General features: G+C 35.6%; 12 protein-coding genes. 2 read left to right on the forward strand and 10 right to left on the reverse strand.

Annotation, left to right across the window (positions count from 1 at the left end; all coding sequences use genetic code 11):
• Positions 1–8 precede the first annotated feature (8 nt).
• A complete protein-coding gene (locus tag ACN6MX_RS04445; protein ID WP_419961467.1) occupies positions 9–1,766 on the forward strand; it encodes a vWA domain-containing protein in 1,758 nt (585 codons plus the stop codon).
• A complete protein-coding gene (locus tag ACN6MX_RS04450; protein ID WP_419961468.1) occupies positions 1,750–4,347 on the forward strand; it encodes a VWA domain-containing protein in 2,598 nt (865 codons plus the stop codon). Before ACN6MX_RS04445 ends, ACN6MX_RS04450 begins: the two co-directional genes overlap by 17 nt.
• A 154-nt stretch (positions 4,348–4,501) precedes the next feature.
• Here ACN6MX_RS04450 and ACN6MX_RS04455 read toward each other — a convergent pair whose 3' ends face one another.
• The 10 genes from ACN6MX_RS04455 to ACN6MX_RS04500 form a co-directional block, all read right to left on the reverse strand.
• Positions 4,502–6,226, reverse strand: coding sequence for a GMC family oxidoreductase (locus tag ACN6MX_RS04455; RefSeq protein ID WP_419961469.1), 1,725 nt, complete (start codon positions 6,224–6,226; stop codon positions 4,502–4,504).
• Between the two features lie 23 nt (positions 6,227–6,249).
• Entirely contained in the window at positions 6,250–7,020 is a 771-nt protein-coding gene (locus ACN6MX_RS04460) for a gluconate 2-dehydrogenase subunit 3 family protein (RefSeq protein WP_419961470.1), read from the reverse strand.
• A 75-nt stretch (positions 7,021–7,095) separates the two neighbouring features.
• On the reverse strand, positions 7,096–7,353 hold the full coding sequence (locus tag ACN6MX_RS04465) for a hypothetical protein (protein ID WP_419961471.1): 258 nt from the start codon (positions 7,351–7,353) through the stop codon (positions 7,096–7,098).
• 598 nt (positions 7,354–7,951) lie between these two features.
• Complete coding sequence (locus tag ACN6MX_RS04470) at positions 7,952–8,590, reverse strand: GntR family transcriptional regulator (RefSeq protein ID WP_419961472.1); 639 nt, start codon at positions 8,588–8,590, stop codon at positions 7,952–7,954.
• A 215-nt stretch (positions 8,591–8,805) separates the two neighbouring features.
• Positions 8,806–9,990: an MFS transporter gene (locus ACN6MX_RS04475; RefSeq protein WP_419961473.1), complete on the reverse strand. Its 1,185-nt coding sequence runs from the start codon at positions 9,988–9,990 to the stop codon at positions 8,806–8,808.
• A gap of 140 nt (positions 9,991–10,130) precedes the next feature.
• Positions 10,131–11,204 carry an ABC transporter substrate-binding protein gene (locus tag ACN6MX_RS04480; RefSeq protein ID WP_419961474.1) on the reverse strand — a complete coding sequence of 358 codons (1,074 nt, stop codon included), beginning with the start codon at positions 11,202–11,204 and terminating at the stop codon, positions 10,131–10,133.
• Positions 11,201–12,004 carry an ABC transporter permease gene (locus ACN6MX_RS04485; RefSeq protein WP_419961475.1) on the reverse strand — a complete coding sequence of 268 codons (804 nt, stop codon included), beginning with the start codon at positions 12,002–12,004 and terminating at the stop codon, positions 11,201–11,203. Before ACN6MX_RS04485 ends, ACN6MX_RS04480 begins: the two co-directional genes overlap by 4 nt.
• Positions 11,988–12,812, reverse strand: a complete 825-nt coding sequence (locus ACN6MX_RS04490; protein WP_419961476.1) for an ABC transporter permease — start codon at positions 12,810–12,812, stop codon at positions 11,988–11,990. Before ACN6MX_RS04490 ends, ACN6MX_RS04485 begins: the two co-directional genes overlap by 17 nt.
• Positions 12,802–13,908: an ABC transporter ATP-binding protein gene (locus ACN6MX_RS04495; protein ID WP_419961477.1), complete on the reverse strand. Its 1,107-nt coding sequence runs from the start codon at positions 13,906–13,908 to the stop codon at positions 12,802–12,804. Before ACN6MX_RS04495 ends, ACN6MX_RS04490 begins: the two co-directional genes overlap by 11 nt.
• Before the next feature lie 32 nt (positions 13,909–13,940).
• Positions 13,941–14,483, reverse strand: coding sequence for a helix-turn-helix domain-containing protein (locus ACN6MX_RS04500; protein WP_419961478.1), 543 nt, complete (start codon positions 14,481–14,483; stop codon positions 13,941–13,943).
• Positions 14,484–14,811: the final 328 nt, after the last annotated feature.

The raw sequence follows: 14,811 nt of genomic DNA on the forward strand, positions 1-14,811 counted from the left end.
GAAAAGGTTTGGGTATTAATCAGTTAATATATGCTTGGACAGCCATTTTCCCAATCGCTGTGCTTCTGTATTATTTTTTTCGAAAAAAATATGTCAAAAAGTCTGTCTCCTCTACACTATTTTGGCAAGAGGCGATGAAAGAAACAAAAGCTTCTCCGTATTTGCAGCATTTGCAAAGGAATGCTTTGTTTTATTTACAAATGCTTGCAATGCTTTTACTTGTTCTAGCATTACTCCAACCATATTGGAAAACGAAAGCCCTTGCTGGGGAGCAGATTGTATTTATAGTTGATACTTCTGCAACGATGAAAGTAAATGCGAATAATAATCTCTCTCTTTTTGAACAGCATAGAGGAAAAATGCTTGAGCTAGTCGACCAATTATCAGGCAAGCCGCTTACTTTAATAACAACAGGAAACGAGCCAGCTATCCTGTTACGTCAAGAAATAAATACAGAGCAAATGAAAAAAGAGATTAACAAATTAGAAATAAACTATGAAGCTGAAAATATGTCAAAATCATTGGACTTTGCTCAATCCTTTTTTCAAAATAAAGCGACCTCTGTCTATATTTTTACCGATGATTTAGATAGACAATCTCTTCCTTTGCAACATGAAAATGTAAGCTGGAATGTTGAAGCTTTAACTGCGGATATTACGAATGCATCTATAAAACGTTTTGGTGCGACAGAAACTGCAAATGGAATCTCCACGCTAGTTCAGCTGGAAAATCAATCAGAAAAAGAGCTTGTAACAGAATTGACGATATCAAATGACGCGAAGAAATTAGTTACTGAGGCAGTTAAATTACCACCAAATGAAACAATTACATTATCTTTCGAAGGACTAGTAACTTCAAGGTATTTGAAAGCAAATATAGACATCCAAGATTCTTACCTTCTAGATAATGAAAATATTATTTTCATGCAAGATCAATTGTCTAATGTTTTCATAGATAGCTCCATACATTCGCTCGTTCGAACTGCTTTTCAATCATTGGATATTAATGTGAGCAGTGTACCTCCAGAACAACTGGGGTTATTAAAGGAAGAGGGTATAGTTGTAACCAATCAATTTGGAAAAAATGTTGAAAAGGAGAGACCAACCTTATTTATAGGGAGGAATGATGCTTCACCGAAAGAAGTAAATGGAATAGTGCAGACTTTCGAATCTCCGTTATTTGCTTTTGCTGATTTATCGGATATATACGTAAGCTCAGTATATCCCCCTATTGACGGCTATACTACTATTGCTACTGTTGGAGAGGATCCTTTCATTCAAACTTCTCCAACCGGAGATATTATTATTCTTGCAGATATTCAAATGACGGATTGGCCTTTGAGCCCAACATTTCCACTTTTCATGTGGAGTGTGAAGGAGCATCTTTCATCAGGAAGTGATTATTTAGGGACATTTACTCCAAATGAGCGAAAACCCCTATCTCTTGGTGCTACGGAAGAATGGGAAATTTATTCGATGGATGATGAGTATGAATATGCTATTGAAAATGGTGGGAAATTCGTTGCACCAAGTGAACCTGGTTTATATGTTCTTCGTTCGAACGATATCGAGAAGAATTTTTCTGTTATATTGCCCCAAGAGGAAAAAGTGATGGATAAAGGAACTTCTTATAAAGTGACCGGTCAACAAATAAATGCAGCGGATGAACATCAAGCACATTCCTTTGTTCCTTATATATTAATCTTATTAGTGTTGCTATTTGTTATAGAGTGGGAGGTGCAAAGACGACGTGGATTTACGAGTTGACCAACCGCTATGGCTATTATTATTAGTTCCTATTGGTATTTATTTCATTTGGACTTGGAAAAAAGATAAGAAGAGCTTAAAAAGAGAAGGAAAAATAGTATTTTGTATACGAATTATAGCTATCCTATGTTTGATATTAGGCATTACTAATCCATATTTATTATTACCTATTAAAGAAGAACAGGTTTTATTTTTGGTAGACCGTTCTGCTTCCCTACAAGGGACTGATCAGAAAATAACAGAGTGGATAGATGAAAGCTTACAATCCAAAAAAACTTCTCATCTAGTAGGAGTTTATACGTTTGCTGAAGACTTTCAAACGGAAATTGCCTTAACGGATGGAGAAGTGAATTTACCTGTTTTTAGTCCTATGTTAGAAGCTGGAAATACTGATTTAGCAAAAGCCATACAGCTTTCAACAGGTATTGTAGAGCCTAATAAGGCAACAAGAATTGTCCTCTTTACGGACGGACTAGAAACGATTGGATCTGTTAGTGATGAAATAGTGAAAATTGCTGGAGGGAATATCACGATAGATGTTGTACAAATGGCAAGACTATCGTCGGAAGATGTTGCAATAACTTCCTTTGAAACGCCACCCGTAGCTTTTGAAGGTGAGCAGCAACAGCTAAATGTCACATTAGAAGCGACAACTGATACAGAAGCAGAGTTACTTCTATATCAAAATGATCAGCTAATCACACGTGAGCAAATTAACGTAGAACCAGGTACTAATACGTATACATTTCGAAATGCATCTAAAGGGGAAGGATTACTAAAATATGAAGCTCAAGTAGTTCTTGCGGAAGATGGGCTAATTGAGAACAATAAGCTGACAAGTGTCACTAATGTGGAGAGCTCTCCTCGACTTTTAGTAGTTACTCATGATGGTAATTCTTCTAATATTGCGGCTGTGATTGATCAGCAGGCCATCGCAACGGATGTTATTGATGCAAGTGTACTGCCTTTCGACCTTTCGAATTATTTAGCATACGATGCGATAATATTTGATAATGTACCAGGTCATATCGTAGGCGAGCAGAAGATGACGGTAATTGAACAGGCAGTAAAAAACTTTGGTGTCGGCTTTATGATGGTCGGAGGGAACAATAGCTTCGGTTTAGGAGGCTATTTTAAAAGTCCAATTGAAAGATTATTACCGGTTGAGATGGAGATAAAAGGGAAACAACAACTACCTTCACTAGGGTTAGTCATCGTAATGGACCGGTCGGGTAGTATGAGTGGAACAAAATTAGAATATGCGAAGGAAGCAGCGGCACGTTCTGTGGAAATGCTTAGAGAAGGAGACACACTTGGGTTTATCGCATTTGATGATCGACCATGGGAAATTATTGAAGCAGCCCCATTAAACGATCAAGAAACCGCTGTCGAAAGTATACTTTCAGTAGGAGCGGGCGGAGGAACAGAAATATATACAAGCTTAGCTCTAGCATACGAAAAATTATCTCCTCTAAAACTACAGCGAAAGCATATTATTTTATTGACGGATGGTCAGTCAGGTACAAGCAATGACTATCAAACGTTGTTAGAGGATGGAAAGAATAATTTAATAACCATTTCTACTGTTGCGGTTGGTCAAGATGCGGATCGAGCATTATTGGAAAGTTTAGCAGAAATGGGAGGGGGCACGTTTTACGATGTCCAAGATGAATCTACCATTCCGGCGATAATGTCCACTGAGACAGCAATGATTTCGAGAACATATATTGAAGACAATCCGTTCTATCCAACTATTTATGGGGATGCAGCGTGGACAAGCTTATTTGTAGAAGGTGTTCCGCAAATGAATGCTTATATAGCAACAACAGCAAAACAAACTGCATCAGTTATTGCGGAAAGTGAAAAAGAGGATCCTGTATTAGCTGAATGGATGTATGGACTCGGACGCACCATTGCATTTACATCGGATTCTACCGGTGAATGGAGTGGAGATTTTGCTAGATGGGATAATTGGGGAGACTTTTGGAATACAGCCGTCTCAAGGTTACTGCCAGCCTATAGTGAGGTACCTTTTTCTATCCAAAAATCATCGGATGAATCATTTACTGTAACGGACTCATCTGGAAAGTCGTCATTTTTGGAGATAGCTGCTGTCAATGAAAAAGGGGAGGAGCTTTCCGTAATATCTGAAGCACTTGCACCTGGTAAAGCAAGAGTAACAGTAGATAGTGAACCAGGGCTTGTGTTCTTCCGTATTTCCAATGAACATGATGCTGTTTATCAAGCAGGTATTTCAATTCCCTATAGTGAGGAATACAAAATTCAAAAGCCAAATACCGCAATTCTGGATATGATTACTAGTAGAACAAATGGAAAGCTACTAACGGAAGCTTCTGAAGCTTTCCGTGAAATGGGGATTTCGAGTTCGGAGAAACAATCTATCCGGCAATTTCTTCTATTGGTAACTATCTTCTTATTTTTCATCGATATAACAATAAGAAGATTCGGTTTCAATCTATTATTTGCTCCGTTTAAAAGAATAGGTAAAAAAATGGATCCAGTTAATTCGACTACTACTACGAATGTTGGGAAATTAGTTAGAGAAAAGAAAAAACGATAAATAGTAAAAAAATAACCATTAGAGAGCATTTGCTTCTAAAGGTTATTTTTTCTGTACTGAATTTACACATCATCTTTAAAATATACTTTGTTAAAGGAACATTATGTTGAACTAATGAAAATATGCATTACTTTTATAGAATACTAGTTGTCATTCATGCTTTAACTAGTAATCCGCCTTCTTTTAGATATTTTTGAATACCTTCTGCCGCACGATACGAAAGTGCACCAAGTGTGCCAGTTGGATTGAAACAACTATTATGTGGGAATGCAGATGAACCTACCACAAATACGTTTTCAGCCTCCCACATTTGTAGGTAAGTGTTTAGGGCTGATTTCTCAGGGTCTGTTCCAATAATTACTCCACCTGTATTATGAGTGTTTGAATCTTTGTTTACGTTAAATGGAGCTTGCTCTTCACTTGTATCAATAATATCTGCACCGATTTCTTCTGCAAATTTACGAGTGATAGTTGACATGTATTTACCCATGGCACGGTCATTATCTGTATATTCATATGTCATACGTAATAATGGATATCCAAATTCGTCTTTAAATTCTGGGTCAAGATCCAGATAGTTTTCTTTATGCGGTAAAGAAGCACCTTGCGTTTTAACAGGGAAATTTGAATTCGCATATTTAATAGATTTCTCTTTGAACTCAGCACCCCAGTTTGGTGTCCCTACAGGTACTCGGTTTACTGCAATTGGACGGTCACCATATTGTGTTGAACGAATGCCAGCACCATGTATGAAATCTACTTCAGCATGATCAAAGTTATCTCCCATAAATTCAGCGATTTCAATACCTAATGCACCAGCACCACCGTATAGGTTAAACTCTCTATCCTCAAAGAATAATTGGGAACTACCAGCAGTTATTTGGTAACAATAGTTTTTACCAATTGTCCCTTTACCTGTTTTTGGATCATAAGGAGTACCGATACCAGAATTAAGAAGTAAACGAGAATTGTTGAATACATAACTTGCAACTACAACTACATCCGCAGGTTGTTCAAATTTTTCTCCAGTTAGCATATCAACATAAATAACTCCGTTTACTTTACCACCACTTTTAGTTAATTCTAAAACATTAGAATGTGTACGAAGTTCTAGCTTACCTGTTTGTTTTGCAACTGGAATTACTGTTACTGCAGGGTCACCCTTAGCTCCATATTCACATCCAAAGTTTTCACAGTACGCACAGTATTGACATGCTCCACGAGAGATGCCATCTGGATTTGTATAGCTTTCCGAAAGGTTAGCAGCAGGAATAACGAAAGGTTTGTATCCGAAGCTTGTTGCTGCTTTTTCGAATTCTTTCATTAATGGTGTTTTCACTAAAGGAGGTGTTGGATATGGATTAGTACGTTTCCCCCAAAGTTCTACTGTTTCTCCTGAAATACCGGCCATTTTTTCGAATGTATCATAGTATGGTTCCATTTCATCATAAGTTATACCCCAGTCGTTAAGACCTTCCATCCAAGCAGGAATTTTTTCGATTCCGTAACGCTCAATTGTTTTTGTGCGAATTTCGAAGTCATAAGGTAAGAAACGATAAGTCTGTCCATTCCAGTGACTACCTGCACCACCAACTCCGTCTCCTACTATGAATGTACCGTAGTGACGCATCGGTAAAGCTTTACCTGATAATGTATTTCTATAAGTAATAGTTTCCTTAGATAGATCCTGCATTAATTCTTGACGATGTTGGTAACGAAGTTCATCATGTCCCATTGTATAATCTGCTGTTGTCCGGTCTTTACCGCGTTCTAATCCAACAACACTTATTCCTGCTTTTGTTAGTTCAGCTGAGACGATTCCACCAGCCCAACCCATTCCTACTACTACGACAGGTACTTTAGGTAATTTTGTAACCATTTATATGTCAGTCCCTTCTATTATTAATGACCCATATGAGAATTTAAACTTTGTGGTTCAAGTTCGATAAATTTCTCATCTTGTATTTCAGCCACGTATTGCATACGAGATCCAGGATACTTTCGCATACTCCAGCCAAGCATTTCATTATTACCACCATACATTGGGTCTGCATATACACCCTCAATAGTTAATGTGCGGAGTAAATTGAAAAATTGAGAAGAAGAAACTTTTCCGTATAATTCAACTTTACCTTCACTAAAAGCAAGTAGAATTTCATCTTGTTGAGTAGCTTCTAACTCTTTAAAGTCAACTTCATATTGTTCCTTACTGTACGTGTTTAAGCTATCTAATCCAGCTAGAAATAAATCTTTACGAAGAATTTTTGTTTGTGGACCTTGGTTTTCTTCTGCTTTATAAAAAGCACCTAAACGGTAATCTTTTACATTAGAACCCCATGGACCAGCCAACTGGTGATCAATATATATAGCAGCATTAAGTTCTTTGGCACCAGGGCCATTTGCATCTTCAGGGAAAATACGTTCCACAGCTGCTTGAGTTACTTGATATTGGTTTGGCGTGAAGAACATTAGTGCTACATTTGGATTAGCGGTAGGTGTTGTTGTGTGATTTTGGTTTTCTGTAGTGGTTTTTGATTTATCATCTTTTATTAGAAGACTTCCTAAAGCTCCACCTAAAACAACTCCACCTACTGTCAAACCAGAATTTTTGATAAACGTACGTCTAGACGAACGTTTGTCTAAAACGGAATTGTTCTTTTCTTGTTCTGACATAATAAAACCTCCCATAAATTTAATAATTTTCTATTTAACTAGTTAAATAGAAAATGTACAAAAAATTTTTATCTTTTAATGCACAATAGAGCTCCAATTATAAACAATCGTATGAAGAGCTGAAAAAACAAGTAATGAAGCTATAAAAATAGTGTATCTTCTTCCTGTCCAACAAAGAACAATGATGGCTAAACCAATTCCAGTGCCTAATAGGGCAAACCAAGGGAATGGACTATTATAAAAAAAGAGTAAAAGTGCAAAATCAGCTACCATAAAAAGGGCAAGTAGCACTTGATTGAGCATCTTCAATTCTTCTAAATTGTACTGCGTCATACTTATTCTCCTTTCTTATGCAATAATAAGAACTATTTAAAAAGACGTTTTCGAATTGTATACAAAATCATATTTTTTGTATACAAAACAACATCCTCCATTTTACTACATTCTTTTGTTATTTGTACACATAAAAAACTTAGCATATGAAGATATATAATCATTGACTATTTTATATCCAACAACTTGATTGTTATAAGAAATGTCTAATAAAATTAGTGAAAAAAGAATTAGTTATTCTTAATGACTGAGACCATATATTAGTTATTCTATTAAAAGTTGCATTTCCAGAGTATCGATCTGTGCTTTTTTTGCATGAAAGGATCATATTCTTGGACAAAAACTGTAAAGGGAATTGGATATTTATAGTGAAGCTTAGAAGAGGTTGTGAAGGTTACTTGAAATAGCTTTCTTAAAGAGAGGACTATTGCTCTGGAGCATAAAGAAGTGAACATTGAATATAAATAGTATTAATAACAAAATAAAAATAAGTTATTTTAGCACTAATTGGATGAATTAGTGCTTTTTTTTATCATGGTCTTCTTAATAGAATTTAAAGGATTATTTTGATGGTAAATAGTTTAAGCCGCTTAATACTCTAATACTGACCTTTCCTGCCAATAATCTCCAGAGTAAAATTCATGTCTTTATATAAATGATTGGCCATTAATTCACCGGCAAGTTGTTCATTCTTATTTTTAATCGCTTTGTAAATTTCTTCATGCTCATCTATTAAATGTGGACGATTATATATATCAAGCCTTAGGCTAAACAAATAAAAAATTGTCTGAGCTTTTTCTAATTTTTCAATCATTATTGGATTTTGGCATTCATTTATAATTAATTCGTGAAAGCGTTGGTTCTCATTGTATGTGTTTTTTGAATGACCATCCAAAAGTGAATTACGAGATTTCTTTATGGAATTCTCAAGTTCTATTATCGTTTCTGTTGTCATATTTTTCGCTGCTCTATTTGCTGCAAAGCTTTCTAGTGCTATGCGTATCTCATATATGTAGATCAAATCCTGTGCAGTGGGATTATAGATATGTTTATTTTTAATTAAACCTTCTTGCTCTAGTCTCTTAATTGCTTCACGAATTGGTGTACGACTAACACCAATCTCATCAGCAAGACGTTCTTCTACGAGTTTCATTCCGCCTTTATATGTTCCATCCAGCATACGTTCTCGAATGTATTCATAAGCCAATTTTTGTGCATTCATTTTGTCTGAAACCATATCATAACCCCTTGAAATTTTTTTATTAAATACTCACTTATTATACTTTATAAAATATTTTTTTTGAAGAATACTACATCCCCATACTAGACATTACAACATATGCGTGAGATGGGAACGAAAATAAATAGTATCAAAGAAAAACGAGTACTTGAACGACTTATCGTTCAAGTACTCGTTAAGAGATAGATATTATAATTTTTCATGTCCACGGTTTAAACAACAGGTTTCTTCCTTTTAATCCAAACAAGTGTGATTGCCCAAGAGGCAAGTAAAATGATAGAGCCTACGATGAATGGATAACTAATATTGATATCAAAAAACATTCCGGCAAGTGCTGGTCCAATCATACTACCTAAACTCATATAAGCATTATTCATACCAGCAGCAAAGCCTTGCTCATTACCTGCCAATTTAGAAATAACCGTATTTACTGCTGGACGGATGAGCGTAGTAGCGGTAGAGAATATCGATGCGACAATTAATACTAGTGCGAAACCATCTACCACGAAGAACAGTAGAAATGCTATAGCAGCAACAACTAGATTAACCAGGATAACATTTAATTCACCAAAACGTTTAAATAGTTTCTCAACTACTAACGTTTGAACGATGACACCTATAAATCCGCCAACTGTTAAAACAACAGCTATATCTTGCGGAGTGTAATTATATTTATGATCTACATACAATGAAAATGTCGTTTGGAAATTTGCTATACCAAAAGTGAAAACAAATATAATAATTAACATCATAAAGTAAGGTGTCTTCACTGAATTTTTCATTTGTGTTAATATATTTTCACGTTTTTTAGGTTCAGGAGGAATCTCTGAAATCGCATTTTTAATATCGGGTAGGATAATTACTGAAATAACAGCCGCAATTACTGCTGCTACAGAAGCCATATAAAATGGGAATGTTAAACTTACTTTTGCTAAAAATCCCCCTATTGCTGGTCCAATCATAAATCCTAAAGACATAGAAGCCCCTAAGAATCCCATACCTTTTCCGCGTTCTTCTAATGTTGTAATATCCGCAACAAATGCCATTGTAGCAGGTATTAAAAAGGCTCCACCTATACCACTAACAAATCTTGCAGTGTACAACATCCATTCATGGGTAGCTAGTCCAAACCATAATTGAGAGGCCGAGAAGATGATTAGTCCTACAATGATTAGTTTTTTTCGTCCTAATGTATCAGATAGATCACCAGCTAAAGGTGAAAATAAGAACTGTCCAAACGCAAAGGAAGCAATGATAAACCCGAGTGCCTGACCTGCCACTCCAAATGTTTCTAAATATTGGGGCATTACTGGAATTACTAATCCTATTCCAGACATTGCAATAAACATATTAAACATTAAAATATATAATGCAGAGTTGTTTGTTTTCTTCACCATAAAATTCCTGCTTTCTGTAAATACTTTTTACGCGTCTATCGATTCTATCATATTTCTCAAAGAATAAAAACTTTCGTGTAACGAATTATATAGTTTTTAGAGGCGAAGAAAAAGAGCCGTCGTAGTGACGACTCTCCAACTTAGTTAGCACTCATTTTAAACTCTAAAAACAGTTCGTTATATTTACCGAGCATTTCAAGACCTAAATTTTTATAAACTTCTAGGTTTTCTCTAGCCTGTTCTGGAGGATAGAATCGTTCATCAGAAGTAACTTCTTCATCCATTAACTCAACTGCTGCAGAGTTTGGAATCGAATATCCAACATAATCTGCATTTTGTGCAGCAACTTCCGCATCTAACATAAAGTTGATAAACTCATGGGCACCTTCTACATTATCTGCCGTTTTAGGGATAACCATATTATCAAACCATAAATTAGAACCTTCTTGCGGAACTGCGTAATCTAAATTTTCGTTTTCCCACATCATATCTGCTGCTTGTCCGGAGAAGGTTATAGCTACAGAAGCTTCTTCATTAATCATTAATGGCGTTACTTCATCCCCAATAATTGCTTTTACATTTGGGGTTAATTTTTTCAGTTTAGCGGTAGCTTCCTGTAATTCTTTTTCATCTGTTGAGTTAAGGGAATAGCCTAGGCTGTTTAATCCCATTCCGATGATTTCTCGGGCACCGTCTACTAGTAAAATTTTACCTTCTAAAGAAGGGTCCCAAAGTGTTTCCCAGCTTTCAAAGGTTTGTCCGTCTAGAAGAGAAGGATTGAACACAACTCCAACTGTTCCCCAGAAATAAGGAATAGAGTATTTATTTTTAGGGTCGAATGCTAAATCTAAAAAGTATGGATCAATATTGCTCAAGTTTGGAATCTTTGAATGATCAATTTCTAGCAATAAATCATTTTCTTTCATCTTTTCAATCGCATACTCTGAAGGTACTGCAATATCATAAGTTGTGCCGCCTTGTTCAATTTTCGTCATCATTGCTTCATTGGAGTCAAACGTTTCATATATGACTCGGTAGCCCGATTCTTCTTCAAATTGAGTGATTAATTCCGGATCAATATATTCTCCCCAGTTAAAGATAGTAAGTGTATCACTACTAGCATTACCGGAGCTTTGATTTAAATATTTGTTAACGCCAAACAAAATAATACAAACTATAACGATGGCAATAGCCGCTCTTGTTATTTCTTTCATTTTCGAACCCCCATTCCGACAGGGTTTTTACCACGTCTGCTAACAAAATAATAACCAACAACGAGCAGAAGTGTCACGATAAAGATGATTCCAGATAATGCATTAATAGTTAACGTAATACCGGTTCTTGCCATCGAGTAAATTTCGACTGAAAGCGTGCTAAAGCCATTTCCTGTTACAAAAAATGTCACTGCAAAATCGTCTAAGGAATATGTTAAAGCCATAAAAAATCCTGCAAAAATACCAGGTTTAATAAAAGGGATAATAACGCGAGTCAAAATATCACGTCTTGATGCTCCAAGATCTGCTGCTGCATCTATTAGCGTGCTATTCATCTCTTGCAGCTTTGGCAATACCATCAAGACAACAATCGGAATGCTAAATGCAATATGTGATATTAGGACAGATGCAAATCCAAGTTTTACACCAATGGCAGTAAATAGGATTAAGAAAGATGCCCCAATTACAACGTCTGGACTTACGATTAAAACATTATTTAAAGAAAGAATAGATTTGCGTAGTGATTTGTTTCGCATAAATACAATACCGATTGAACCGAAAACACCAATAATTGTTGCTATTAATGCCGAAAGCAAGGCCACAATTACTGTGTTAAGAAGAATCATAATTAGGCGGTTGTCTGAAAATACAGCAGCGTAATGCTCCCAAGTGAATGATTCAAAGCCATTCATGCTGCCACCACTATTAAAAGAGTAAAAGATTAAGTAGAGGATTGGCGTATATAATACGATGAACACTAGGGCTAAATAAAACTTCGCTGACTTACTTGTTTTTTCCATATGAAGTAGCCCCCTTATCACGTTGACCAGTAATGATCATAATAATTACCATAAATATGATTAAGAAAACTGCGATAGTGGATCCCATTCCCCAGTTTTGTGTAACCAAGAACTGTTGCTCAATAGCTGTACCTAAAGTAATTACTTTATTCCCCGCAATTAATCGAGTAATCATGAACAACGATAGGGACGGAATGAATACTGCTTGAATCCCGGCTTTCACGCCATTGATCGTCAAGGGTAAAATAACCTTTGAAAAAGTAGTCCAGCTTGATGCACCTAAATCTCGACTGGCATCTATTAAAGATGGATTTAGTTTATCCAATGAATTAAAAATAGGTAAAATCATAAATGGAATAAATATATAGACTGATACAAAAACGAAACTAAAATCTGTGAATAAAATTTGTGTTTCCCCAAATCCAATTACATTTAAAAATGCATTCACTGGACCGTACAAACCAAAAATGCCGATAAATGCGTATGTTTTTAATAACAAATTGATCCAAGAGGGAATGATGATCAATAGCAGCCATAATTGTTTATGTCTCGTTTTTGTGAGCAAATACGCTGTAGGATATGCAATAAGTAAAGTGAAAAATGTGATTAGAAAAGCATACCAAAACGAACTAAGTGTTAGCTTTAAGTATACCGATGTAAAAAAGTTAAGGTAATTGTCTAAAGTGAAATTTCCACTTAAATCGAAAAAGGAATAATAAGCAATTAACGCAATCGGAGCAATAACAAATAATACAACCCATACATAATATGGTATTAGGTAAAACGTTTTTGTAGTTTTAGTTTGCATATGCGTCTTCTCCATAAGACTCGAGACGTTTATCAAATTCTTCTTCTGTTTCATTTAAACGCATAACGTGAATAGCCTCCGGATCGAAATCTAAGCCTATAAACTCTCCAACCTCTGCTTTTTTTGTTGAGTGTACAAGCCACTCATTTCCTTCGTCATCGTAAGTAGAAAGCTCATAATGAACACCTCTGAATAATTGAGTATCTACTTTTACCTTCATTTTACCTTTTTCGACAGCTGTTATTTCTAAGTCCTCTGGGCGAATAACGATATCTATTTTTTCGTTAGTATTTAGTCCTTGGTCCACACATTCAAACTCTTTTCCGCCAATTTTCACGCGAAAATCTGCGACCATTATACCAGAAACAATATTAGACTCCCCGATAAAGTCAGCTACATAGCGATTAATAGGCTCATCATAAATATCCATTGGGGTACCACTTTGCTCAATTTCACCTTCATTTAAAACGAAGATTTCATCAGACATTGCCAATGCTTCTTCTTGGTCATGTGTAACAAAAATAAATGTTTTGCCAAGTCTTTGCTGAAGCTCACGAAGCTCATATTGCATCTCTGAACGTAATTTTAAATCTAATGCAGAAAGAGGTTCATCCAATAGAATGATTTCGGGATCATTTACAATTGCGCGTGCGATTGCTACGCGTTGTCTTTGTCCACCTGACATTTCAGCGATCTCTCTATTTTCGTAACCTACTAAGTTAACGAATTTTAAAGCTTCTATAACTTTTTGTTCAATTTCTTTTTTACCAAGTTTTTTAATTCGAAGACCGAATGCGACATTTTCAAAAACATTTAAATGTGGGAATAAAGCATAGTCCTGGAATACTGTATTTACTTGTCTTTCATTGGCAGGAACGTTATTGATCAGTTTACCATTAAAATAAATGCTTCCACTTGTAGGTTGCATAAATCCCGCGATTAACCGTAAAATAGTTGTTTTTCCGCAACCCGATGGACCAAGCAATGTGTAAAACTTCCCACGCTCTAGTTCTAAGTTGATGTTTTTCAATACGGTCGTTTCGGCGTCATATGATTTTGTAACATTCTCAAAACGAATAATAGTATTATCAGACATAATATACCTCCATTGTTATATAGTAAAGTTCCTTACAAATAAGAATTAGTAACCACGTAAATTACTTTCGCCATTTCTTCTGCTGCATTTTCTAGATGATGATTATCAGATGCTTCAAAATAAAGAGATTCGCCAGCAGTTGCAATATAGATTTGCTTGCCTAATGTAAGACTCACTTTTCCTTGTAGCACGTAGATGAAAGTCTCAGATAATGAAGGTTCAAATTGTTTGAATTTTCCTCCAATATCCAGTGAAATTAACACTGGTTCCATATTATTTTCATTGGATTCTGAAATCAGCCAGTGGAGCTTGTACTTTTTTTCTTCATCCAAGTAAACGGTTTGCTCTCCTTTTGGGTAAACCACTTTTGTGAGAGCTTGCTCATCATCGAAAAAATCTTTAGGTTTGGAGCCAAGAACATTCAGAATCGAAAATAGTGTTTCGATAGAAGGTGAGTTTATATCTCTTTCTAATTGTGAGATAAAGCCCTTGCTAAGGTCTGTCCTTTCTCCTAATTCTTCTTGAGTAAGACCTTTTTTTAAACGTAATCTTTTTATTTTTTTCCCAATTTGCATATTTTTAGGCTCCTTCGGAAATAAAATAGCATATTTTGAAACAAAGTTTATTTTAACACAACTTAAAGTTTACTTTAACAATTTATTTGATGAATATCAAAAAAAATTTGAGCAGTCGAATAAATTGAAACTTCCAGTAGTGGATGTTTTCTTCATCCCCATTGTTGGAAAATAGAACTCTGACAAATTTCTCCGCGTCACGCAGCAATACCTGAGTAACCAACATCCTGCTTTCCCGATGCTCGCAAGGTGTGAGTCACATAGATGAAGCCACACGATGTTACGTTTTTCTTAAAGAATAAGAAAGTATAAAAAATGTCTTGTGAAC

The organism is Psychrobacillus sp. BM2, assembly GCF_048572895.1.
GTDB lineage: Bacteria > Bacillota > Bacilli > Bacillales_A > Planococcaceae > Psychrobacillus.